General features: G+C 62.8%; 17 protein-coding genes. 9 read left to right on the top strand and 8 right to left on the bottom strand.

Going from position 1 to position 23,176, the window contains the following annotated elements; genetic code table 11:
- Positions 1-21: 21 nt before the first annotated feature.
- From M2368_RS10365 to M2368_RS10355, 3 genes are read right to left on the bottom strand one after another with little or no spacing between them, the layout of a single operon-like run.
- Entirely contained in the window at positions 22-573 is a 552-nt protein-coding gene (locus M2368_RS10365; protein WP_133834116.1) for an amino acid synthesis family protein, read from the bottom strand.
- On the bottom strand, positions 570-1,238 hold the full coding sequence (locus tag M2368_RS10360; RefSeq protein WP_105656183.1) for an amino acid synthesis family protein: 669 nt from the start codon (positions 1,236-1,238) through the stop codon (positions 570-572). The genes M2368_RS10365 and M2368_RS10360 overlap by 4 nt, the downstream gene beginning before the upstream one ends.
- A gap of 30 nt (positions 1,239-1,268) precedes the next feature.
- The gene (locus M2368_RS10355) at positions 1,269-1,967 is read right to left on the bottom strand and encodes a GntR family transcriptional regulator (protein WP_105656184.1); all 699 of its coding nucleotides are present in this window, start codon (positions 1,965-1,967) and stop codon (positions 1,269-1,271) included.
- Positions 1,968-2,095: 128 nt separating this feature from the next.
- Here M2368_RS10355 and M2368_RS10350 point away from each other — a divergent pair, with 128 nt between their 5' ends.
- The 5 genes from M2368_RS10350 to M2368_RS10330 all read left to right on the top strand — a co-directional run bounded on the left by M2368_RS10350 (position 2,096) and on the right by M2368_RS10330 (position 9,790).
- A complete protein-coding gene (locus M2368_RS10350; protein ID WP_105656185.1) occupies positions 2,096-3,070 on the top strand; it encodes a flavin reductase in 975 nt (324 codons plus the stop codon).
- A gap of 44 nt (positions 3,071-3,114) precedes the next feature.
- Positions 3,115-4,773: a BCCT family transporter gene (locus M2368_RS10345; protein ID WP_105656186.1), complete on the top strand. Its 1,659-nt coding sequence runs from the start codon at positions 3,115-3,117 to the stop codon at positions 4,771-4,773.
- A 170-nt stretch (positions 4,774-4,943) separates the two neighbouring features.
- Positions 4,944-5,771: a formate dehydrogenase accessory sulfurtransferase FdhD gene (gene fdhD, locus M2368_RS10340; protein WP_105656187.1), complete on the top strand. Its 828-nt coding sequence runs from the start codon at positions 4,944-4,946 to the stop codon at positions 5,769-5,771.
- A 57-nt stretch (positions 5,772-5,828) separates the two neighbouring features.
- Positions 5,829-8,150, top strand: coding sequence for an FdhF/YdeP family oxidoreductase (locus tag M2368_RS10335; RefSeq protein WP_105656188.1), 2,322 nt, complete (start codon positions 5,829-5,831; stop codon positions 8,148-8,150).
- Positions 8,151-8,308: 158 nt separating this feature from the next.
- Positions 8,309-9,790 carry a nucleobase:cation symporter-2 family protein gene (locus M2368_RS10330; protein ID WP_105656189.1) on the top strand — a complete coding sequence of 494 codons (1,482 nt, stop codon included), beginning with the start codon at positions 8,309-8,311 and terminating at the stop codon, positions 9,788-9,790.
- 73 nt (positions 9,791-9,863) lie between these two features.
- Here M2368_RS10330 and M2368_RS10325 read toward each other — a convergent pair whose 3' ends face one another.
- The gene (locus M2368_RS10325; RefSeq protein ID WP_105656190.1) at positions 9,864-10,754 is read right to left on the bottom strand and encodes an SPFH domain-containing protein; all 891 of its coding nucleotides are present in this window, start codon (positions 10,752-10,754) and stop codon (positions 9,864-9,866) included.
- A gap of 133 nt (positions 10,755-10,887) precedes the next feature.
- Here M2368_RS10325 and M2368_RS10320 point away from each other — a divergent pair, with 133 nt between their 5' ends.
- Positions 10,888-11,877 carry an aldo/keto reductase gene (locus tag M2368_RS10320; protein ID WP_105656191.1) on the top strand — a complete coding sequence of 330 codons (990 nt, stop codon included), beginning with the start codon at positions 10,888-10,890 and terminating at the stop codon, positions 11,875-11,877.
- Positions 11,878-11,900: 23 nt separating this feature from the next.
- Here M2368_RS10320 and nirB read toward each other — a convergent pair whose 3' ends face one another.
- Positions 11,901-14,516, bottom strand: a complete 2,616-nt coding sequence (nirB, locus tag M2368_RS10315) for a nitrite reductase large subunit NirB (RefSeq protein WP_105656192.1) — start codon at positions 14,514-14,516, stop codon at positions 11,901-11,903.
- Positions 14,517-14,874: 358 nt separating this feature from the next.
- Here nirB and nirD point away from each other — a divergent pair, with 358 nt between their 5' ends.
- Positions 14,875-15,252, top strand: a complete 378-nt coding sequence (gene nirD / locus M2368_RS10310) for a nitrite reductase small subunit NirD (protein ID WP_105662151.1) — start codon at positions 14,875-14,877, stop codon at positions 15,250-15,252.
- 263 nt (positions 15,253-15,515) lie between these two features.
- Here the strand turns inward: nirD and M2368_RS10305 are convergent, their stop codons facing one another.
- Genes M2368_RS10305 through M2368_RS10295 form a run of 3 tightly spaced genes read right to left on the bottom strand, consistent with a single transcriptional unit; the run spans position 15,516 to position 20,549 of the window.
- Positions 15,516-17,006, bottom strand: a complete 1,491-nt coding sequence (locus M2368_RS10305; protein ID WP_105656193.1) for an FAD-dependent oxidoreductase — start codon at positions 17,004-17,006, stop codon at positions 15,516-15,518.
- Positions 17,003-19,138 carry a molybdopterin oxidoreductase family protein gene (locus M2368_RS10300; protein WP_426733451.1) on the bottom strand — a complete coding sequence of 712 codons (2,136 nt, stop codon included), beginning with the start codon at positions 19,136-19,138 and terminating at the stop codon, positions 17,003-17,005. Before M2368_RS10300 ends, M2368_RS10305 begins: the two co-directional genes overlap by 4 nt.
- Position 19,139: 1 nt before the next feature.
- A complete protein-coding gene (locus tag M2368_RS10295) occupies positions 19,140-20,549 on the bottom strand; it encodes an MFS transporter (protein ID WP_105656195.1) in 1,410 nt (469 codons plus the stop codon).
- Between the two features lie 436 nt (positions 20,550-20,985).
- Between M2368_RS10295 and M2368_RS10290 the strand changes: the two genes are divergently transcribed.
- A complete protein-coding gene (locus M2368_RS10290) occupies positions 20,986-21,471 on the top strand; it encodes a nucleoside deaminase (RefSeq protein WP_105656196.1) in 486 nt (161 codons plus the stop codon).
- Positions 21,472-21,483: 12 nt separating this feature from the next.
- Entirely contained in the window at positions 21,484-22,986 is a 1,503-nt protein-coding gene (locus tag M2368_RS10285) for an NCS2 family permease (protein WP_332498715.1), read from the top strand.
- The last annotated feature ends 190 nt before the right edge of the window (positions 22,987-23,176 follow it).

Below are 23,176 nucleotides of genomic sequence, written 5' to 3'. Positions count from 1 at the left end.
CGTTCCGGCTGATGCGCTCTGCTACTGTTCGGTGGACAGCGGGGCCAGGCGTTCCTGCGGCCGGCCACGGGTTGCGCCGGCCAGGGCGATCAGGATTTCGCCAGGATGCGGAGCATCGGCGATCCTGGCCTCGACGCTCTGGTGGTGCGAGCGGATCGTGGCATCGGTGAAATGCTTGAGCGGGATGTCGAACTGCACTCCGGCCTGTCCGCGCTTTTCCACGGCCGGCAGCAAGGTGGTGGCCTTGGCTGCGTCGCGGAAGTGGTTGCCGAATTTCAGGGTGTGGATCAGGGCCGAGCCGTGCTCGACTTCACCGTCAAGGCCGACGATTGCAGCCTTGCCATAGGCCTGGAGCGGGGCGCCCAGCGCTTCGATGACCCGCGGTGCCAGCAGCGCTCCGAGGTCCGAGGCGACCGAGTCGATTCCCGGGTTCAAGTCCTCGACGAATCCTTGCCCTGCCCACGGGTTGTCGAATACGGCGGCGACAATGACCACGCGGGCTACCGGATCCACCGGGCGTCCGCCCTCTGTGGCAATTTCCTCGACGATGGTTACCAGTTTGCGGTAGTTCATAGTTGTATTCCCTTCAGTATTTCGGAAGTGACCGTTCGGTCGGTGGTTCGATCGCCGATGCGTGCATGTGGCCGGGGGCCGCTTGATGCCGCGGCAATGACCGCGATCTCGCCAGCATGCGGGGCATCGGGCAAGGACAGCTCCAGGGTCTGGTAGTGGGTTCGGGTGGCAGCTGCGGTCTTATGCCACATCGGTACTCGCAGGGATTCACCAGGAACGCCGCGGCCGTCGACAAAGCAGATGATCGAGGTGCCGCCGAGGGCTTCGCGCAGCAGGTTGCCGAAGAACGGGGTGTGGATCAGCGCTCCGGCATGCTCCAATTCCCCATCGCTGCCAACCAATGCGGCCTTGCCGAAAGCTTCAACTTGTTCGGCTCCGCCCAGGGCATTGAGCAGGCGATCCGACAGCAGCTTGGCGAGCAATGGGGCGATGGCCTCGGTCCGCTCGGATAAATCTTGCGACGTTCCAGTGCCGAGCCAAGGATTGGGGATGACTGCGGTGGCGGTCGCGCGGGTGATGCTGCCTAATTCGTGGTGGGGAACTTCTTCCACCGTGCACGAGATTTTGCGCAAACCAATGGCCTGGGCCAAATCCTGGTAGTCTTCGAGCGTTGATCGGGTGCTCAAATCAATGAGCTGAGGCGGCTGGGCCAGTGGAGAATTCATCTGGTATTCCTTTGCATGGCTTTTTTGGGGCTAACCCGGTTGTTCTTCGTCTTCTTCTTTCATTGCGGCCAGGGCCGCCGACTGGCTTGATGCGGCAACATGCCTGCGCATCACAAGTTCTGCGGCCAACGGATCTTTGGAGCTGATGGCGTCGATGATTGCCTGGTGCTCGTCCTTCGAATTCTGCAAGCGCCCGGGCAAGCTCAGGGTCTGCGAAACGATGCGATGGTAGGCCAGCTGGTTCATCAACAGGTCATAGTGCTCGGTGAGCTTCCTGTTGTCAGCCCCGGCAACCAACGTGCTGTGGAATTCATGGACCAGTTGCGAATAGAGTTCCGCGTCGCCGCGCTCGACGGCCCGTTGGCTGCGTGCAACGTTTTCCTTGAGCTGCTCCAATTCAGGTACGGCTCCACGTCTGGCCAGCAGGCCAGCGGCTAGTCCCTCGAAGGCCTCCTTCAGGGAAAACATCTCGTGAATTTCGCGCTGGGTGGGCTTCCTGACGAATGTTCCAACCCGCGAACGCACCTCAACTAGGCCCTCGCGCTCCAGCTGCTTCAATGCTTCTCGAATTGGAGTACGGCTGACCTCGAAGTCTTGCGCCAGGGCTGTCTCTGCCAATAGGTCTCCGGGTTGAACAACTCCAGTGACGATCATTTGACGGAGCCGGCCCAGCAACGGCGTCTCCGGGGTGCTCCTGGTTTTTGATTCCACGCTTGAACTCTCTTGCATACAAGAACTCTATCCATAGATTCTCTTGTATGCAACAGAAATTCAAGGAATCGCCTTGAATCCGCTAAATTTAAGAGAATTTCCTGAAACATGTTGACTCCGTCACAACCTTTGCTAGCATTTCTTGCATGCAACAAATTGTAAATTCACTCCAGCCTGTCAAAGAATCACTCGTCAACGCCTGGGAAGCGGCATGGGATCGGGGCCAGGTCGATGCACTGGACGAGATCTTCCACGCGGACTTCCGGCGAATCAGCAAGAAATCCAAAAACGTCACCACCATCCGAGAGCTGAAGCAAGAGATTTTGTCCGTGCGGGAGGCCTTCCCTGATCTGGTGACAAAAATCGACCATCTGCTCGTGGATGAGCAGGAGCAGTCCATCGCGATTTTCTGGCACACCACCGGAACGTTCACCAACGATCTGCAGGGTGTGCCGGCCACGGGCAACACCGTGGAAACCCGCGGTTCCAACCTGATGGAAGTCCAGGACGGGAAAATCATCTCGGAGCAGGTGACTTGGGACCAGAGCGAGCTGCTCGAAGACGTGGGGGTCCCATCGCTCAAGTCCGCCTTCGAGTCCACGGATGATGGCGTGGTAGTGGACGATTTGAGCGGCGTGCCGAATCTCGATGCGCTCAAGGGGTTCAACCGCCAATTCATTACCGGCGTGACTGTCGTGACCACCATGGATGAACATGGCAAGCCTCGCGGGCTAGCCGCAAATTCATATGTGTCAGTTTCGCTCGAGCCGCCTCTGGTGCTGGTGTGCGTGCAGAAGACCACCAGCACCTATGCATCGCTGTTCAAGTCCACCCATCTGGGCATCAACATCATGAGCAACGGGCAGCGCGACACCGTGGGCACCTTCGCTTCCAAGGGTGATGACAAGTTCGCCGAGCTCGAATGGCATCAGGGGCCGAACGGCAGCCCGCTGATCGATGGCTCGGCCGCTTCCATCGAAGCAGAAATCAAGGAGCGCTTCCAAGCCAAGACCCATACCGTGTTCATCGCCAAGGTAAAGCATTCCGAAGTCGCCCAGCTTGAGCCGATGGTCTACAAGGCCGGCCGGTTCTACGACGGCGCCGAACTGACCGCGCTATAGCCCGGCGTCGGCAGATTCCTCCAATACAACGAAGTGTGAGAGCCATGAAAACCGAAACCAACGAAAAGCAGGGCAAGGGGCCACGCGGAGGGCCCACGCTCACCGGCGGCAAATTGCGCCGGGCCGCGGACAAGAACGAATCGAAACAGGTCTACAAGCAACTCCAGCGTCCGGGCAGTGTCCTTTTCGTTTCGCTGGCGCTGGTCGTGGTGTTCGTGCTCTGGGCGGCTATTGCACCGGGCCGGCTCAATGAACTGATGTCCGGGGCATCCACCTGGTCAGCGCAGTACATTGGCTGGAGCTACCTGTTGGTGACTCTCGGCTGCATCGTGCTGATGCTGTTCCTGGCCTTTTCGCGCTACGGAGGCATCAGGCTGGGCAAGGACGCGGACCGGCCCGAGTTCTCCACATGGGCCTGGATCGCGATGATTCTCGGTGCCGTGATGGGCATCGGGTTGATCAGCTATGGCGCGGCCGAACCCATGAGCCACTTCATGGTCCCTCCGCACGGACGGGCGGAGCCGGAAAGCATGGATGCGGCAGTGCTGGCCTTGCAGTTCTCGTACTTCGACTGGGGTCCGAACGCCTGGGCCTTGTTCGGCGTGTTCGGCCTGGCCATTGCCTACTCGACGCACCGCCGGGGCAACTCGGGACTCGTCTCGGTGATGCTCAGGCCAGTTCTTGGAAAATCCATGGACGGATGGCTCGGGAAGACCATTGACGTGTTCACCGTGCTGGCCACCCTCTTCGGCACGACCACTTCCCTGGGCTTGGGCGCTTCGCAAATCGCCGAGGGGCTGAACAGCCTGTTCGGGATTCCCACGGATCTGTTCGTCAAGATCGTGATCATTGCAGGCGTTACCATCGTATTCACTCTCTCGGCGCTTTCCGGCGTTGGCAAGGGCATCAAATGGCTCAGCCAGGGCACCATGATCGGTGCCGCCGCCATCGGGGTTTTCGTCCTGGTTTCCGGTCCCACCGGATTTATTTCCAACATCTATTTCCGTTCCATGGGGCAGTTCCTGGGCGAGTTCCCGGCCGTGGCGCTGCTGACTCCCTCTGGAGCCGAAGACTTGCAGTGGATGCAATGGTGGACGTACTTCATGATGGCCTGGTGGTTGAGCTGGGGCGCCTTCGTCGGCATCTTCCTGGCGCGGATTTCCAAGGGCCGGACCATTCGCGAATTCGTTATTGCGGTGATGGGTGTCCCGTCTCTGGTCTTCAGCATCTGGTTCAGCATTTTCGGTGGCACCTCGATCCACCAGGAGATGACCGGCAGCTCTGGGATCGGCCAGGCAACGTTGGAAGACACCAACAGCACCTTCTTCGCGATGCTGGCCGAACTGCCGATACCGGAAGTGACCTCGGCATTCACAGTAATTCTCGTGGTGCTGTTCTTCATTACCGGCGCGGATTCCAATACCTATGTTCTGGGCACGCTGACCTCCGGCGGAAATATGTACCCCAAGAGGCCGGTCCTAGTGGTCTGGGGACTTCTCACCGGCGTCTGCGCGATCGTGTTGCTGCTGGTGGGCGGGCTCGAGGCCCTGCAACAGGCAGCCATCCTCTCGGCGGTGCCGTTCACGGTGATTGTGACGCTGCTGGGGATGTCGCTTATGAGGGAGCTGCGCTGCGACACGCGCCTGCAGGCACCTTTGCTGGAAGCTGCAGCGCCGAGTGGAGACGGCAACGAAGCAGGCTAGGCAGCACCGCGAAATAGTTGGGCCCAGCGAATTGCGGCCCCGGTGGAGCCTTGGATTTGCCTCAATCCAGCATGGGGGTTGGCCGAGCCGGGGTCTGTAAACGTAGAGTGTCCTCTAGCAGTATGCGGCAAGCGGCGGAAGCCGCAAGATGTAGCACAAGGAGCGTTTAAATGGGTCGCAAGATCGTGCGCCGCCGCGTGGTCAGGGCAACGCTGGAGGGCTCCCGCGTCCGCGAGGAGAAGCTGGCTGGCGAGGAGCCGCTGGAGATCCGCTTCGGCCATACCTCCTACACCACCTCCATGCGCACCCCGGGCGACGACTTCGACATGGTCACCGGATTCCTGGTGGGCGAGGGAATCATTTCCGCGCCCGAGCATCTGGCCTCCCTGCGCTACTGCGCCGGCACCGATGAAGCAGGCAACCAGACCTATAACGTCATCGAGGTGCAGCTGGGCGCGGGGGCGAAGCATCCTGATCTCCTGGCTGCCCGCAATGTGGTCACCAGTTCAGCCTGCGGGATCTGCGGCACCAACTCCATTGACGAAGTGCGCAAGAAAGCCGCCTTCGCACCCTCCCCTGAATCGGGGCGGGTTGGGCTGGAAACGCTGCTGGGCCTGCCTGACACCTTGCGCGAATCGCAGCAGCTGTTCTCCGCCACCGGGGGAGTGCACGCGGCCGGATTGTTCTCCACCGCCGGGGAATTGCTGATCCTGCGCGAAGACGTCGGGCGTCATAATGCGGTGGACAAGGTCATCGGAGCGGCCCTGCGCGACGGGTTGCTGCCACTGGGCGACACCGTCCTGCAGGTCTCCGGACGCGCCTCCTTCGAACTGGTGCAGAAGGCCGCGATGGCCGGAATTCCGGTGCTCGCAGCGGTCAGCGCGCCCTCGTCGCTGGCCGCTGACCTGGCCGAGGAATCGGGTCTGACGCTGGCCGCTTTTTCCCGCAGGCACAGCGTGAACATTTATACACATGCGGATCGGGTGATCAGGGCGTAGCCTTGTAATATGTGAGCTGGATATCAGTACCGGCCGCGCTACCAATAGGAGGGTCTCATGCATCGTTCGGCACCCAAAAAGGACATCAACGAAGATGAACTGAAGGTCAGCGAACCCAAGCACGCCGCCGCCGGCTTGAAGGCCGTGATGGTATCCATGGAGCGCGGCTTCGCCGAAGCCGGCCCGTCGCGTACCCTGCGTTCGATGCTGCGCGTCAACCAGCACGACGGCTTCGACTGCCCGGGCTGCGCGTGGCCTGAATCCATCACCGGCAAGCGCAAGCCCGCCGAGTTCTGCGAGAACGGCGCCAAGGCCATCGCCGAGGAAGCCAGCGCCCGCACCGTCACCCCGGAGTGGTTTGCGCAGCACTCCATCGAGGACCTGCGCGACAAGACCGAATACTGGCTGGGCTCGCAGGGCCGGATCACCGCTCCGATGATCATTCGCGAGGGGGAGACCCACTACTCCCCGATCAGTTGGGCGCAGGCCTTCTCGACCATCGCCGAGCACGTGAACGCGACCACCCCGGACAAGTGCGTGTTCTACACCTCCGGGCGCACCGCGAACGAGACCGCGTTCATGTACCAGCTGCTCGCCCGCTCGCTGGGCACCAACAACCTGCCCGACTGCTCGAACATGTGCCACGAATCCTCGGGCAGCGCACTGAACCCGACCATCGGCATCGGCAAGGGCACCGTGTCATTGGAAGACTTCGATCATGCGGACCTGATCTTCGTGGTGGGCCAGAACCCCGGCACCAACCATCCACGCATGCTCTCCGCGCTGGCCGATGCGCGCAAGCGCGGCGCCCGCATCGTTGCCGTGAACCCGCTGCCGGAGGCAGGCTTCTTCGGGTTCAAGGACCCGCAGACCGTGGGCGGCATGCTGGGCAAGGCCGACCCGATTTCCAGCGACTTCCTGCAGATCAAGGTCGGTGGCGACCTGGCCCTGTTCCAGGCCTTCGGCCACCTGCTGCTCGAAGAAGAGAAGAAGCATCCGGGCACCGTGGTGGACCACGAGTTCATCGCCGCGGTCACCGACGGGTTCGAGGCCTACCAGGCCGCGCGCGCCACCTTGGACTGGGAAGCTACCGAGGAGGCCACCGGACTGACCCGCACCCAGATCACCGAGATCGCGATGCTGCTGGCCAAGTCCAAGGCCACCATCATCTGCTGGGCGCTGGGCCTGACCCAGCAGCCGCACTCGGTGCCGACGCTGAAGGAAATCATCAACCTGCTGCTTTTGCAGGGCAACTTCGGCAAGCCAGGTGCTGGCGCCTGCCCGGTGCGCGGGCACTCCAATGTGCAGGGCGATCGCACCATGGGCATCTGGGAGAAGCCCGGCGAGCAGCTGCTCGAAGCGCTGGACGCCGAATTCGGCATCGAATCCCCGCGCGCCCACGGCTACGATTCCACCGAGGCCCTGCATGCCTTCGAGAAGGACGAAGTGGACGTATTCGTCTCCATGGGCGGCAACTTCGCCCTGGCCAACTCGGACACCGAAGCGCTGGAGGCGGGCATGCAGCGTGCCAAGCTGACCGTGCACATCTCCACCAAGCCCAACCGCTCGCATGTGGTGCACGGCAAGACCTCGCTGATCCTGCCGACCCTGGGCCGCACCGACAAGGACGACAAGCACCCCACCGGTGCGCAGTTCCTTTCTGTGGAGGACTCCATGTCGGTGATCAAGTCCACCCGCGGCCGGCTCACCCCGGTCTCCGAGCACCTGCTGGCCGAACCGGTCATCGTTGCCCGCATGGCCCAGGCCATCCTGGGCGATGGGCACCCGGTCAACTGGCGTGCCATGGCCGAGGACTACGACGTGATCCGCGACCACATCGAGAAGGTGCTGCCCGGCTTCGAGGACTTCAACACCCGGGTGCGGGAAAAGAACGGCTTCGTGCTGCCCAATCCGCCGCGCGATACCCGCTCCTTTGCCACGGACATCGGCAAGGGCCGCTTCACCGTCTCCGAGTTCGAGGCCTTGGAAGCCCCCGAAGGCCACCTGATCCTGCAGACCATGCGCAGCCACGACCAGTACAACACCACCTTCTACGGGCTCGATGACCGCTACCGCGGGATCAAGGATGGCCGCCGGGTCATCCTGATTAACCCGGAGGACCTGGCCGAGACCGGGTACAGCGACCGCGACCTGGTGGACGTGATCTCCACCTTCGCCGGCTCCGAGCGCCGCGCCAACCGTTTCCGCCTGGTGTCCTACCCGACGGCCAAGGGCTGCGTGGCGGCCTACTACCCGGAGGCCAACGCGCTGGTGCACCGCGATCTGGTGGCCCGCGAGTCCAATACCCCGGGTTTCAAGGCGATGATGGTGCGTTTCGTCGAGCACACCCAGCAGCCCGGACGCACGCTGGATAGCTGAACTGGAGCAGTGCTAAGCGCTTGACGTAATGCACCTCGCAGCCATTTGGGGTTCACCAGCTGTCAACCTGGCGGGCTTGTGCGGGAGAATTGACGGCGGGGCGCATCCCGAACGCATGGGGTGCGCCAATCCGCAGTCCACCGAAGAGGAAACTCCCCATGAGTGCTGCCCGCAGCCAATCCGCTGAGAGCATCAGACCCGAAGACGAACGCCTGCCCGCGCCGAAAACCGTGGCCTACGGTTTCCAGCATGTGCTGACCATGTACGGCGGCATCATTGCCCCGCCGCTGGTGATGGGCGGGGCTGCGGGAATGGACACGGCCGAAATGGGCGTGCTCGTCGCCAGCTGCCTGTTCATCGGCGGCCTGGCCACCATCCTGCAAACCCTGGGCGTGCCATTCTTCGGCGCCCAGCTGCCGCTGGTCCAGGGCACTTCCTTCTCCGGCGTGGCCACCATGATCGCCATCCTCAACGGCGGGGGAGGCATGCCGGCAGTCTTCGGCGCGGTGCTCGCCTCGGGGGCCATAGGCATTGTCATCGCCCCGTTCTTCGCCAAGCTGCTGCGCTTCTTCCCGCCGGTGGTCACCGGCGTGGTGATCACGATTATCGGCGTCTCGCTCTTCCCGGTCACCGCCGACTGGGCCATGGGCGGGGCGGGCGCAGGGGATTCCTATGGCTCGATCAAGAACATCGCGCTGGCCGCCATTACCCTGCTGATCCTGCTGGCGCTGTCCAAGTCCGGCATCCCTGCGCTCTCGCGCCTGTCGATCCTGCTGTCCATTGCCCTGGGCACCCTGGTGGCCGTGTTCATGGGCATGGCTGATTTCTCGCAGGTGCTCACCGGCGACATTTTCGCGGTTCCCACGCCGTTCGCCTTCGGCGCCCCGGTCTTCGAGATCGGTGCCATCATCTCGATGATGATCGTCATCCTGGTGACCTATACCGAAACCACCGCAGACATGCTCGCCGTGGCCGAAGTGACCGGATCCAAGGTGGATTCGCGGCGCATCGCCAACGGCCTGCGCGCCGACATGCTCTCCTCCACCGTCGCCCCGATCTTCAACACCTTCACCCAGTCCGCCTTCGCGCAGAACGTCGGGCTGGTGGCCATTACCGGTGTGAAGAGCCGCTTCGTGGTGGCCGCCGGCGGCGGCATCCTGGTGGTCCTCGGCCTGCTGCCAGTGCTTGGCCGCGTGGTCGCCTCCATCCCCTCCCCGGTGCTGGGCGGCGCCGGCGTGGTGCTGTTCGGCTCGGTAGCGGCCGCAGGCATCCGCACCTTGGCCAAGGCCAAGGATGACAACATGAACATGCTGATCATCGCGACCTCGCTGGCCTTCGGCTGCATTCCCATGGTGAAGCCCGACTTCTACGCCGAATTCCCTGCCTGGGTTGGCACCATCTTCCAGTCGAGCATCTCCTCGGCCACCATCATGGCGGTGCTGCTGAACATCATCTTCAACGAGCTGAACTGGGGCAAGAAGGAAACGTCGCTGCGCACCGTTTACAAGTACCAGCTGGCCGGCCTTGAAGACGGCGACCGCCTGATCGATGGCAAGCTGTACGACTCGAAGGGCCTGGAAATCCAGGTCATCTCGGAGCAGCCAGGCCACGCCGGTGACCGTCCGATGCCGCAGGGCTAGCGGCAACTCCGAATCCGAAGAGCAAAACGCCCCAGTTCACAAGCGTGAACTGGGGCGTTTGGCGTGAAGGCTGCTACTGGTTGGAGTCCTTCTGCTTATCACCGGTCATGGTGATGGGCTGGACCCCTGAATTCGGGAAGCAGCCGATAGGGCTCTGGCCGGATTCGGCGACGATATCCAGGCACTTGGACGTCAGGGTTTCCGGAGTCAGCGAGCGTTCCAGGATCTTGTTGGCTTCGGCTTCAGCGGTGCTGGTCTGCTTGCGCTGCTGGGCCACGCGGGTCTTGGCGGTTTCCGCCTGCAGTTCATTGATGCGGTTCTGCGTCGGCTCGTCGAAATTGATGATCGGCAAGGTAACCGAGCGGATCTCGATCTGGGTCTTGACCTTGGCCTGCATCTTTTCCTGGACGGACTTCGCCAGGCCCTCCAAGTCCTGGCCGCCGCTGGCCGGTTCGCCGTATTCCAGCGGATCATAGGTGGCCATGACCTCGTTCAATGCGGCGCGGAAGTTGCGGTCGACGAGGTTGGACTGGATGCCCTCGAAGGTGCGGTAATCCAGGAACACGTCCATCGCATCGTCGGTCTTCAGCTGCCACTGGATCGAGGCGTCAACGTCGGCTCGGCCGTTGTTGCCCAGGCGAACCGGGATGGCGCTGCTGGCGGAGTAGACGTCGTTCTGCACCGAGCCATCCAGCTTCTCGACCTTTTCCCATGGCCACTTCAGGTGGAAGCCGTTGCTCACCACGGAGGTCGGCTTGCCCAGCGCGACCTTCACGCCTACAGTGCGTGGCTGCACGATGGTGGTTGACATGATGGCCAGCACGATCAGCGAGACGATGAAGATGCTGATTCCGGTGAAGCGCGTGGAAGAGCGGTTCTTGTTTTCTGGCTTCATGGATTTGCTGGCAAGCATGACGAGCAATCCTACGACGGCGCAAATGACCGCAAGAATAGTGGGGAACATGATCTCCTCGATGGTGTGACGGTAATTTATATTCTATCGTTTAGATAATTGAGAACAAATTCAGACACCGCAACACAGCAGAATGATCTGCCATCGACCGGAAATATGCACTGCGGGCACTAGACTCGGAGGCATGCAAAAACGAGAACTTGGACGTACCCACCGCAACGTGTCGGCCATTGGCCTGGGCACCTGGCAACTAGGCGCTGACTGGGGCTCGGTAGACGAGACCGACGCGCTAGCCGTACTCGATGCCGCCTACGAAGCCGGGGTGAACTTCTTCGACACCGCCGATGTCTACGGCGATGGCCGCAGCGAGCAGCTGATCGGCACTTGGCTGAAGGCCAACCCGGATGCCGGGGTCACCGTGGCCACCAAAATGGGCCGCCGTGTCGAGCAGCTGCCGGAGAACTACAACCTGGATGCCTTCCGCGCGTGGAATGACCGCTCCCGCAAGAACCTGGGCGTGGACACCCTGGACCTGGTCCAGCTGCACTGCCCGCCAACCCCGGTGTACTCCACCGATGCGATCTACGATGCGCTGGACACCATGGTGGATGAAGGCCGGATGGCCAACTACGGCGTTTCGGTGGAAACCGTGGATGAGGCGCTGGCGGCAATTGCCCGCCCGAACATTGCCACCGTGCAGATCATCATCAACGCCTTCCGCCACAAGCCGCTGGAAACCGTGCTTCCAGCAGCCCGCGAGGCAGGGGTGGGGATCATCGCCCGGGTGCCGCTGGCCAGCGGATTGCTGACTAACCGCTACACCCTGCAGACCGAGTTCGCCAAGGACGACCACCGCAACTTCAACCGCGACGGCTCCTCCTTCGACGTCGGGGAGACCTTCTCCGGCGTGGACTACGCCACCGGTCTTCAAGCCGCTGGCGAGTTCGCCAAGCTGGCTGCCGCCGAGGCGCCCGAAGCCACCAGTGCCCAGGTGGCTTTGGCTTGGCTGGCCGCCCAGGACGGGGTGAGCACCATCATCCCCGGAGCCCGCAACGCACAGCAGGCCCGCGCGAACGCGGCTGCCGGCTCGCTGCGGATCTCCGAGGGATTCAACGCCTCGGTCCGCGACCTCTACGACGCCAAGCTGCGCGAACAGATCCACCCGCGCTGGTAGGCAGCACGGGTGGGATGCCGTTCCTAGCCTTGCGGCGCCCCGACCGGGATGCTGGCACCTAGTGCCACCGGCTCGGCGGGGCGCTGCTGTCCGCGCTCGGAAACATATTCCAGCTCGGTATCCGGTGCGGCGGTGTTCACGAAGGAACGGAAGCGCTTGAGCTTCACCGGGTCGGCCAAGGTGGCGGCCCACTCGTCCTCGTAGTTGGCCACGTGGGTTTCCATGGCCGCTTCCAACTCGTCGGCCAGGCCCAGCGAATCCTCGATCACCACCTGCTTGGCCCGTTCCAATCCGCCATCCAGGTCCTGCAGCCAATGCGCGGTGCGCTGCAGCTTGTCCGCGGTGCGGATGTAGTACATCAGGTAGCGGTCGATGTACTTGAACAGCGTTTGATCATCCAGCCCGCCGGCCAGCAGTTGGGCATGGGCCGGGTTGGCGCCGCCGTTGCCGCCCACATACAGGTTCCAGCCATCGGTGGTGGCGATCACGCCGATGTCCTTGGCGCGGGCCTCGGCGCACTCGCGGGCACAGCCCGAAACGCCCATCTTCAGCTTGTGCGGTGCCCGCAGGCCCCGGTAGCGCAGCTCCATTTCGATGCCCAGCGCGGTGGAATCGAGCATGCCGTATCGGCACCAGGATGAACCGACGCAGGTCTTCACATTGCGCAGCGACTTGCCGTAGGCCTGGCCCGATTCGAAGCCGGCGTCCACCAGCTCGCGCCAGATCTCGGGCAGCTGCTCCAAGCGGGCGCCGAACATGTCGATGCGCAGGCCGCCGGTGAGCTTGGTGTACAGGCCGTATTTCTGCGCCACCGCTGCAATCACGCCGAGCTTCTCGGGGGTGATCTCCCCGCCCGGGATGCGCGGCACCACCGAGTAGGTGCCGTCCTTCTGCATATTGGCCAGCACGCGGTCGTTGGTGTCCTGGGCGCCGGCAAGACCTGCATCCATCGGGTGGGCGCTGGTCTGCGAGGAGAGGATATTGGCGATCACCGGCTTGCAGATATCGCAGCCCTGGCCGGTGCCGAAGCGTTCCATCACCTCGCCGAAGGCCTGCAACCCGGCCACGCGGATGGCTTCGTAGAGCTCCGGACGGGAGAAGGAAATATGCTCGCACAGGGCGGTGGAAACTTCCGCGCCGTCCTTGAGCATCTGCGCTTCCATGAGCTTCTTGAGCATCGGCACGCAGGACCCGCACTGGGTGCCGGCACGGGTGCACCCCTTCAACCCGGAAACGGTGGTCACCGGAGCTTCGCCCTCGAAACAACCACAACCGGAAACGGCATCGCGGATGGTGCCGGCGGTGACCGAATTGCAGGAGCACAGCACCGCATCATCGGGCAGTTCGCCCTCCGGCGCTTCGCCGCCCAAGGCGCTGAGGTACGCGCCTGGTTCGCCGGGCAGCTCCCGTCCGAGTAAAGGACGCAGCGACTGGTACGGGGTGGCATCGCCAACGAAAATGCCGCCGAGCAGTGTCTTGGCATCGGAGGAAACCACGAGCTTCTGGTACAGGCCACGCGGGGCATCGGCATAGACCACTTCCAGCGCCCCCTCGGCGCGGGCGAAGCCATCGCCGAAGCTGGCCACGTCCACACCGGAGAGCTTGAGCTTGGTGGCGGTGTCGAAGCCAGCGAATTCGGCTTCGCCCCCGGCCAGCTGTTCGGCCACTATTTCCGCCATGGCGTTGGCCGGAGCGACCAGGCCGATGCAGAAACCCTCGTAGTTCGCGACCTCGCCGATAGCCCAGATGTGCTCGATATCGGTGGCGCAATGCGCGTCGATGACCACGCCGCCGCGGGGGCCCATGCCGAAACGGGGTGCCGGGCTGCCTGCTTCGTCAAGGGCCGCGTTGTAATTGCGGATCAGCTCATCGCGGGGACGAACACCGATCGAAACGACCACTATATCCGCATCGATGGTGCGTTCATCAGCCATCAGCACGCCGGTGACAGCCGTGCTGCCAGACTCCTGGCTGGTCAGGATTTCTTGCGGGAAAACGCCGTTGTGGACGGTGAATCCGGTTTGCTCGATGAGCCGGCCCATGGCCTGGCCAGCGCCTTCATCCAGCTGGGTGCCCATCAGCCATTTGCCGCCATCAATGACTACTGCCTCCGCACCCAGTGCTTGGGCACCCGCGGCAGCTTCCAAACCGAGCAGCCCGCCACCGATGGTAGCTACCACCGGGGTGCGGCCCAGGGAAGCTGAAAGTTCCTTGACCTTCTGCGCGATGGACCAGACATCTTCCAGCGTGCGGTACACAAAGGTGTGCTCGTTGCCGGCGATTGGCAACGTGGCCGCGTTGGAACCGGTGGCCAGCACCAATTCGTCGTAGCTGAAGATGCGTCCGTCTTCCGTGGTGACCGTCCGCTTGGTGCTGTCGATAGCGATGGCCTTGGCGTTGGTTTCCAAGGCGACATGCTCGGCTTCCCAGAGCTTCGGATCGCCGAGGGTGAGATCGACTCCGGGGTTGGTTAACGCCTGGGAGAGCGCCACGCGATCATAGGGAAGGTGGGTTTCTTCGGTCAATACCGTGATGCTCAGATCCTGCGGTGCGCGGCTGGCCAGGGCTTCGGTGAAGCGGTGGGCTGCGGGACCGCCGCCGATAACCAGGATGTTGCGTGCATTGTGTGGAGTACCCATGATCAATTTCGACTTTCGCTGGGAAACGGTGAGTTTCAGGCTGATGAGTCCACTGTAGAAAGCATGCTTTGCGCCGCAATTACCCTTGTGTTTCGGCCGGAGCAATTCTCTCCACCATCAGACGAAAGCCAGGTGAAGCGGCTGAAACATATTCGAATCATTCGCAATGGGCAATCGTTGCGCAAAGGCAATTGGACAGGATAAACCAGCGGATTTCCGGGAGAATCCAGGATTCACGGTGCCCATTTTTGCTGTTAGGCATGCTTTACGGACTGGCAACGGCTGGAAGCATCGGGCGAAACATGCGGCTTCTAAGCTCGGTATGTCAGCAGATGCCAACCACGAAGGGCTTACGTTCATGAGCACGCAAATTGCAGAAGACACCCGTGAAGCTACTTTGAGCTTGGCTCCGCTTTGCCGCAGTGCAGAGCTGGAGCGTGGATGGGGAGAAGCGCTGTGGCTCGAGGCCACACAGCTAGCCCTGTTCCGTACCGAAGAAGATGCCTTCTACGCAACCTCGCATCACTGCCCGAACAGCGGCGCGAAGGTCATGGCCCGCGGCATTCTGGGCGACACCATGGTCGAAGGAACCAGCGTGGCCACCGTTGCCTGCCCGCTGCACAAGGAAGTGTACCGACTGGATACCGGCGAATGCCTGAACGCCGATTCGCTGCCGCTGCCAGTGCAGCGGCTCATGGAAATCGAGGGACAGCTATGGATGGAGCAGAGCAAATGAGTATCAAATCAGATCGCAGCCTGAACGTCGAGCATTCGGCCTGGCAAGGCTGGTACGAACTGAACGACGAGACGGATTCGCTTGCAACCAACTAGCTCCGGCTATCGCATTTTCCAGCGGTGGCGTGCAAGAATAAGGCAACTCGCATCATCATCCAAACGCAGGGACGAAAGCTCACGGCTTTCGTCCCTGCGATTTTGCGTTCCGGCCGGGCATAGGCAAGGGCGGCCAGCTAGCTGGGAGCCGACCGCCCATTGGAGCCATTACGCCAGGGCAGGCGCCTTGGCCAGCAACTCTTCGATCTTCGCTTTGCACCCGCCGCATCCGGTGCCCGCACGGCAGTTCTCGCCGACCTCGGCGACGGTGGTGCAACCAGCGCCTACAGCATGGGTTACCTGGCCGTAGGTAGCGCCCGAACAGCGGCACAGCTGATCATCATCGCTGGGGATAGCAGCGATTTGATCCGTTGCCGGATCATCCAGCCGCAAGAGGGCCGAACGGTCTTCAGGCAACGCGGTGGCCCGTTCATAGGCCAGCACGAGTTCGGCACTGGTTTGCGGCAATCCCATGGCCAGGAATCCGGTGACCGTATCCTGCCGGGTGACGATCTTCAGGTACCGTCCGCGCGCAGGATCTGCATAGACGGTTGCCTGCAGATCGGTATCGTCCCAATAACCGGCGCTGATATCGCCGGCTGCAGTCAGCTCGATGCCTTGTCCCTTGAGCATCAATACATCAGAAGCAGAGAAGTCCGGGGCAGCAAGCGGCTCGGAGCCAGAGGAACCAGCCAGCCGCAACAACTGCTGGGACAACCATGCGGCTTGTGCCCAGCCCGGGGCCAGCAGTCCGACCGGTGGCTGTCCGGCAACTTCGGCACAGTCGCCGAGGGCGAAAATTCGCTGCTCGGTATCGGCGCAAAGGAATTCATCAGTCTTAATACCGCGGCCCACCGGTAATCCGCAGCCCGAGGCCAGCTCTGTTCTGGCTCTCACACCCGTGGAAATGAGCAGGGCATCAGCCTGGATCAGTCCGTGGGTGGAAGTCATCAGGCCGGTGAAACCCTGTGCATCCTTCTGAATGCCACTGGCCTTCGCACCAGGGATCACCTCGACACCTGCTTCACGCAGATTACGCGTCAGCAGCGCCCCTCCATCTGCATCCACGACGCGTCCCAAGGGAGCCGGACCATGATGCACCAGCACCGGTTGGGCGCCGGTGCGCGCAATGGCCAAGGCCGCCTCGATACCCAGAACTCCGCCGCCGAGAATTAAAATGCGTTGGCCCAGACCGATCGATTCCCGCAGCTGGTGGGCGTCATCCACCGTGCGCAGCGCGAAAACTCCGGCTGGCAGTGAAGCATCAGCGTGCGGATCGAAATTCAGGCCGTTGAGCGTGGGGATTACCGCTCGGGCGCCGGTGGCGAAAACAAGCCGGTCGTAGGACACATAGTCGTTGCCGCCCAGATGGATCCGGCGCCGTGAGCGATCGATGCCGGTAGCCTGCACGCCCAAGCGCACGTCGACTCCGGCATCGGCCAAGCGCTGCGGATCCACCATGCCCAAATGCCCGAACTCGGCGGCTCCCACTGCCAGTTCAGCGAGCAGCACACGGTTGTAGGCCAGGTGGTCTTCGGCGCTGATGATGGTGATGGCGCAGTGGCCGGCCGCCGCTGCCGGGAGCAGCCCTTCGACAAGGGACGCGGCGACGGGGCCGAAGCCAATGATGATAATGCGTTGCGGGCGTTGCTCGTTCATTGTTCCTCTTTCACAGCGCTCAGCGAAACATGGGCGTGCTTGAATTCCGGCATCTTGCTGCGCGGGTCGACCTTCGCCTCGGTCAGCAGGTTTGCGGTACCGGAATCCGGGTAGTGGAAGGGCAAGAAGACCGTGTCCAGCCGGGCATCAACGGTCAGCCGTGCGCGGGCGGTGACTTCACCGCGTTCATTGCTGATCACGACCTTTTGTCCTTGGACAATCCGGTGGGCCAGCGCGGTTGCTGGATGGATTTCCAGCAGCGGTTCCGGTGCGGCCTGGACCAGCTCGGGGACCCGGCGCGTCTGGGCGCCAGACTGGTAGTGCTCCAGCAGCCGGCCGGTCACCAGGGACACGGCCGACTTACTCATCCGGGGCTCCGATTGGAAAGCAACTGGCACCAGCACTGCACGCCGATCCGCATGGGCAAAACCGTTAAGGAATAGCCGAGGGGTTCCATTGCGGATGCCGCGCTCGGCCTTCACCTCGGTGCCTGCAGGGCACGGCCAGTAGATGGCCGCCCCGGCATCGAGGTCATCCCAACGCACTCCCGAGTAGTCCGCTAGTCCACCGGCTGAAGCCAATTTGAGTTCTTCGAAGACTTCTCGGGCATCGGGGGAGAAGTGGCCGGGAGCATCCAGGCGTTGGGCGAGCTGGGCGAGGATCCACAGTTCGCCGCGCGCATGTTCCGGTGCCGCCAAGGCAGCGCGGCGGCGCAGGATCCGCCCCTCCAAGTTGGTCATGCTGCCTTCTTCTTCAGCCCATTGCAGCACCGGCAAGACCAGGTCCGCTTGGGCTGCGGTCTCCGAGAGGAAAAAGTCGCAGACCACCAGGAAATCCAGCCTGGACAGTGCGTGGATCACGCGCGACGCATCGGGTGCGGAGATCACCGGGTTGGCCCCGTGGACCATCAGCATGCGCGGACCGGTGGGGGTACCTAGCGCGTCGAGGAGTTCAACGGCGGGAAGCCCGGGACCGGGAATGGTTTCGGGGTCAACACCCCAGACGCGGGCTACATGCGCACGGTGTTCCGGGTCGGTGATCTTGCGGTAGCCGGGAAGCTGGTCGCACTTTTGCCCGTGTTCCCGACCGCCCTGCCCGTTGCCCTGGCCGGTGATGGTGCCGTAGCCGCCGGCCAGGGTTCCGGGCAAGCCGAGCAGCAGCGCGAGGTTGATCGCGGCGGTGACCGTATCGGTGCCGTTGGAATGCTGCTCGATGCCGCGGCCGGTGAGGATGTAGACCGGCTTGCCGCCGGCCTTCGCTTCGCTGGCTGCCTGCGCCAAGGCCCGGGCGGTGTGCCGGATCTGCTCGGCAGGAACACCGGTGACCTGGGCGGTGCGTTCTGGCCACCAGCTGGCTAAGGAGGCTTTCAAAGAATCGAAACCGTTGGTGCGGGCGGCCAAGTAGCTGGTATCGGCCAGGGACTCGGCCATCAGCACGTGGGCCAAGCCCAGCAGCAGCGGTAGGTCGGTGGCCGGGGTTGGCTGCAGGTGCCAGCCAGCATTATCGGCGCAGAGCTTGGCTGTTGCAGAACGCCGCGGATCAACCACTATCAGCCCGCCGTTCTCACGGGCTCCGGCCAGATGCCGGACAAAGGGCGGCATCGTATCGGCGACATTGGAACCGAGCATCAGGATCATCCCGGCCGAATCCAGATCAGCCAGCGGGAAAGGCAATCCCCGGTCCAAGCCGAAGGCGCGGTTGGTGCCGGCGGCTGCCGAGGACATGCAGAACCGTCCGTTGTAGTCGATCCGCGAGGTACCTAGGGCCAGCCGCGCGAACTTGCCCAGCTGGTAGGCCTTTTCATTGGTCAGCGAACCGGAACCGAAGACCGCGAGTGCGTCGGCTCCGGATTCGGCCCGGATGCCCAGCGCCTTTTCGGCAACCAGATCCAGCGCATGCTCCCAGCTAACCGGGGCAAAGCTTCCATCGGGCTGGCGGAGCAGGGGTGATTGCAGGCGTTCTGGGTGATCGAGCAGCGTGGCGGCGCTATAGCCTTTGCGGCACAGCGCCCCGCCATTGGTCTCGAAGTCCCGTCCCCTCAGGCTCACCGGTTCGGTGCCGTGATCCTGCTGGTTGGATTCCAAGGTGATGCCGCACTGCAGGGCGCAATAGGGGCAATGAGTGTCGGTCATCCTAGACTCCGTGCTGGGCGAAACGGGTGCCTGAGCGTGCATAGGCGAACCATGCGGTGGCCATGAGCAGCAGGTAGACCGCGATGAAGATGATGAACGCCGTGGTGTAGGCGCCGGTGCTGGATAAGGACAGTCCCAAGGCCTGGGGAATCAGGAAGCCGCCGTAGGCGCCAATGGCCGAGATCAAACCGAGAGCGGCGGCCGCCTTGCGCGAAGAATCCACCTGGCTTGCCTGTTTTCCCTCGTCGCTCAGGGCAAAGACTGCCGGGATCATGCGGTAGGTCGAGCCATTGCCGATGCCGCTTGCGGTGAAGAGCAGCAAGAACAGGAATAGAAACATCCAGAAGTTGGCCCGTGGCAGGCTGAGCACTAGCGCAGCGGTAATCAAGGCCATGGCTCCGAAAGTCGCCACGGTGATGCGTGCGCCGCCGAGCTTGTCAGCGATCTTGCCTCCGTATGGACGGGCCAGGGACGCGACCAGCGGGCCAAGGAAGGCCAAGGTGATGGTTGCGGTGCCCAACGGCAAGGCCGCGTATTCGGGGAAAGTGTCAACGATCAGCTTGGGGAATACTGCCGAGAATCCGATGAAGGAGCCGAAGGTTCCCACATACAGTGCGGAGATGATCCACAGGTGCTTTACCTTCAGGCAGGCAATGGCGCCGCGGATATCTGAGCGGGCCGACGACAGGTTGTGCATGTATTTCCAGGCACCCCATGCGGAGAGCAGAATCAACGGGATCCAGAGCATCCCTGCCAGCGGAAGCTGCAACGCCCCGGCGGCGAAGACCGTGACAATGACCGGTACAAGCAGCTGGGCGACCGCCGCGCCGAGGTTGCCGCCGGCGGCGTTGAGGCCCAACGCCCATCCCTTGCGGGAAGCGGGGTAGAAATAGGTGATATTAGCCATCGAGGAAGCGAAATTTCCGCCGCCGAAGCCGGTCAGCGCCGCAAGGCTGAGCATGACCCAGAATGGCGTGGACGGATCAGCCAGGGCCAGCGAAATGCCGCCGGCCGGAATCAGCAGGAGCAGCGCGGAAATGACCGTCCAGTTGCGCCCGCCGAAACGGGCCACCATGAACGTGTAGGGGATGCGCAAGGTGGCACCGACGAGGCTCGGGATGGAGATCAGCCAGAACAGCTGCGTGGTGCTGTAGCTGAATCCCGCTACTGGAAGATAGACCACGACAATGGCGAAAAGCTGCCAAACGCTGAATCCGAGGAACTCGGCGAAGATGGACCACTTGAGGTTTTGGCTGGCTACCGCAGATCCGGTGCGCTTCCAGAATTCTGGATCCTCCGGGGTCCAGTTGCTGACCCAGCGTCCCGGTTGCACTTGCAGTGCCTGCGATGTGTCAGATGCTTCTAGCTGTGCGCTCACGTTATCCGATCCCTTCTCTAGCACTTGATGCATCTGAGCTTCTCAAAGAGGTATTTCGCCTAGGTGCTCAGGTTGTTGCGCCGAAGGGAACTTAAATTCACCCGCCGGATCGGTGCGCCGATAGGCGGCTGTAATGTGTTGGAAACCCGAGCGCCGGGGCAAGGATCCAGCTTCGGGAGTCGCGGCGCTGGAGGGAGGGGCCAGTCCCGTCGGATCGCTGCTAGTGGGAGAGGGGATGAGCGGCAAGACGGCAAGTTTTTGTTCATGATGCGAAAAAGAGATTTCAAAAGAATTGTTGCGTGCGTCACAATCCGCTGATAATCTCGTAGCTGTCTATGGCGGGCACCCACCTGATGGGTCGCTATCTACCGGGCATGCAACTGATCGATTTCAGGTGACAAGCGCAACCGGTAGCTAGCGCCAAGCAGCGCGCTGCGGTTCTCTTGTCCAAAGCATGAGGAGCCACGCGATGAGCGTTACTACCACTGGCCAAGACTATCTTTCGATGGCCATCGATATTGCCACCACAAATGTCCACAACGCCGGCGGGCCTTTCGGCGCCGTCGTGGTCGCCCCCGACGGCCAGGTCTTCGAAGGGGTCAACCGCGTCACGGCCAACAATGATCCATCGGCGCACGCCGAAGTGGTGGCCATCCGTACCGCGGCCGCCGCCTTGGGGACCTTCGACTTGAGCGGCTGCGTGCTCTACAGCAGCTGCGAACCCTGCCCAATGTGCCTGGCCACCTCGCTGTGGGCACGCATCGGCAAGGTCTTCTTCGCGGCCAACAGGCATGATGCGGCTGCCGCCGGATTCGACGACGCGGTGTTCTACGACTACTTCGAAGCAAAATCCAACCGCTCGCTGATGCCGGTGAACTGCTTCCAGTCCGAAGGCGGCGAGCACCTGTTGCCGTTCAAGGCATGGGATTCGCAAGAATCCCGGACCGACTACTAAAGGTCCAGGACCATGACCACGACAAGTCGCTTGCCAGCTGGCCCCCAGGGCACGCAGCGCGGCAGCAAGCCGCGCCGGCCGGGTGGGCCGGGCGGCATCCTGGATGCGTTCTTCAGCATCACCGAACGCGGGTCCACGCTGGCGCGGGAATTGCGCGGCGGGATCGTCACCTTCTTCACGATGGCCTACATCGTGATCCTCAACCCGCTGATCCTCGGCGGATTCAGCGCCGAGGCCGCACCCGTGGATGTGGCCGGCAACTGGCTTCCGGCCGCGCAGGTCGGGGCCATGACCTCGCTGACTGCCGGGGCCATGACCATCCTGTTCGGGCTGATCGCCAACCTGCCCTTCGGCCTGGCCGCCGGGCTGGGCATCAACTCCTTCCTAGCCGTCTCGGTGATCCAGGACGTCACCTGGCCCGAGGCCATGGGACTGGTGGTGGTCAACGGCGTGCTGATCGTCCTGTTCGGGATGACCGGGGTGCGCACCGCGATCTTCCGGGCCATCCCCAAGGATCTGAAGGCCGCCATTACGGTGGGCATCGGGCTGTTCATCACCTTCATCGGGTTCGTGGACTCCGGCTTCGTCACCCGTACCGCCGCCGGGCCTCCGGTGCAGCTGGGCGATGGCGGGTCGATCGTCTCGATCCCGACCATGGTCTTCGTGGTGGGCCTGCTGATCATGGGCGCGCTGGTGGCCCGCGGGGTGCAGGGCGCGATCCTGATCGGCATCGTGATCTCCACGGTGCTGGCGATGATCGCCGAGCTGGTGTTCAGGATCGGGCCAGCCGGCGCGGATAACCCGCATGGCTGGCACCTGAACATGCCGGTGCTGCAGGGAAATATCGTCTCGTTGCCGGATTTGTCGCTGGCCGGGGAGTTCGACCTGTTCGGATCCTTCGGGCGGATCGGCGCGCTGGCGGCGACGATGCTGGTGTTCACCTTGGTGTTCACGAACTTCTTCGACGCCATGGGCACCATGACCGGACTGGCCAAGAATGCCGGTCTGGCGCGCAAGGACGGCACCTTCCCGCGGCTGAAGGCCGCGTTCGTGGTCGAGGGCCTGGGCGCGGTGGCCGGAGGCATGGGCTCGTCCTCCTCCAATACCGTCTACGTGGATTCGGCGGCCGGCATCGGGGAAGGAGCGCGCACCGGGCTGGCTTCGGTCATCACCGGCGTGCTGTTCCTGGGTTCGATGTTCTTCACGCCGCTGACCTCCGTGGTTCCCATCGAGGTGGCTGCCGCGGCACTGGTTCTGGTGGGCACCTTGATGTGCGCGCAGATCCGCGAGATCAACTTCAAGCGGTTCTCCAGCGCCATGCCGGCGTTCCTCACCCTGATCACCATGCCGTTGACCTACTCCATTGCCAATGGCATTGGCGCAGGGTTCATCGCCTGGGTGGTGGTGAACACCGCGGCCGGGCGGTATGCCAAGATCCACCCGCTGCTGTGGGTGGTGGCGCTGGGCTTCCTGGTGTACTTCGCACGGGGCCCGATTACGGCCCTACTGGCCTGAGTTGATACGGGCTATAGTAAGGATCCACTGAGGTGAGGTGGCTCACCTTGATGGTTTGCATGGATGTGAATGATCCGAATTCTGGAGGGTAATCATGGGCGGATGCCTCGCCTGGTCCAAGGGCCAGATAGCGCACGGAAACTGATCCCGCCGCAGCACGCGGCGGCGCCCTGGACGAGCCTGGAACCTC

This window comes from Arthrobacter sp. JUb119, assembly GCF_024807995.1.
Classification (GTDB): Bacteria; Actinomycetota; Actinomycetes; order Actinomycetales; family Micrococcaceae; genus Glutamicibacter.
Note: the sequence above shows the minus strand (reverse complement) of the source record. Positions and strands in the feature narration are given on the sequence as shown.

Coding starts and splice junctions, on each gene's coding strand:
- nirB (WP_105656192.1), bottom strand. CDS start 14,516: ATGGGTACTCCACACAATGCACGCAACATCCTGGTTATCGGCGGCGGT.
- nirD (WP_105662151.1), top strand. CDS start 14,875: ATGAGCACGCAAATTGCAGAAGACACCCGTGAAGCTACTTTGAGCTTG.
- M2368_RS10320 (WP_105656191.1), top strand. CDS start 10,888: ATGCAAAAACGAGAACTTGGACGTACCCACCGCAACGTGTCGGCCATT.
- M2368_RS10365 (WP_133834116.1), bottom strand. CDS start 573: ATGAACTACCGCAAACTGGTAACCATCGTCGAGGAAATTGCCACAGAG.
- M2368_RS10305 (WP_105656193.1), bottom strand. CDS start 17,006: ATGAACGAGCAACGCCCGCAACGCATTATCATCATTGGCTTCGGCCCC.
- M2368_RS10335 (WP_105656188.1), top strand. CDS start 5,829: ATGCATCGTTCGGCACCCAAAAAGGACATCAACGAAGATGAACTGAAG.
- M2368_RS10330 (WP_105656189.1), top strand. CDS start 8,309: ATGAGTGCTGCCCGCAGCCAATCCGCTGAGAGCATCAGACCCGAAGAC.
- M2368_RS10350 (WP_105656185.1), top strand. CDS start 2,096: ATGCAACAAATTGTAAATTCACTCCAGCCTGTCAAAGAATCACTCGTC.
- M2368_RS10285 (WP_332498715.1), top strand. CDS start 21,484: ATGACCACGACAAGTCGCTTGCCAGCTGGCCCCCAGGGCACGCAGCGC.
- M2368_RS10345 (WP_105656186.1), top strand. CDS start 3,115: ATGAAAACCGAAACCAACGAAAAGCAGGGCAAGGGGCCACGCGGAGGG.
- M2368_RS10300 (WP_426733451.1), bottom strand. CDS start 19,138: ATGACCGACACTCATTGCCCCTATTGCGCCCTGCAGTGCGGCATCACC.
- M2368_RS10295 (WP_105656195.1), bottom strand. CDS start 20,549: ATGCATCAAGTGCTAGAGAAGGGATCGGATAACGTGAGCGCACAGCTA.
- M2368_RS10325 (WP_105656190.1), bottom strand. CDS start 10,754: ATGTTCCCCACTATTCTTGCGGTCATTTGCGCCGTCGTAGGATTGCTC.
- fdhD (WP_105656187.1), top strand. CDS start 4,944: ATGGGTCGCAAGATCGTGCGCCGCCGCGTGGTCAGGGCAACGCTGGAG.
- M2368_RS10360 (WP_105656183.1), bottom strand. CDS start 1,238: ATGAATTCTCCACTGGCCCAGCCGCCTCAGCTCATTGATTTGAGCACC.
- M2368_RS10290 (WP_105656196.1), top strand. CDS start 20,986: ATGAGCGTTACTACCACTGGCCAAGACTATCTTTCGATGGCCATCGAT.
- M2368_RS10355 (WP_105656184.1), bottom strand. CDS start 1,967: ATGCAAGAGAGTTCAAGCGTGGAATCAAAAACCAGGAGCACCCCGGAG.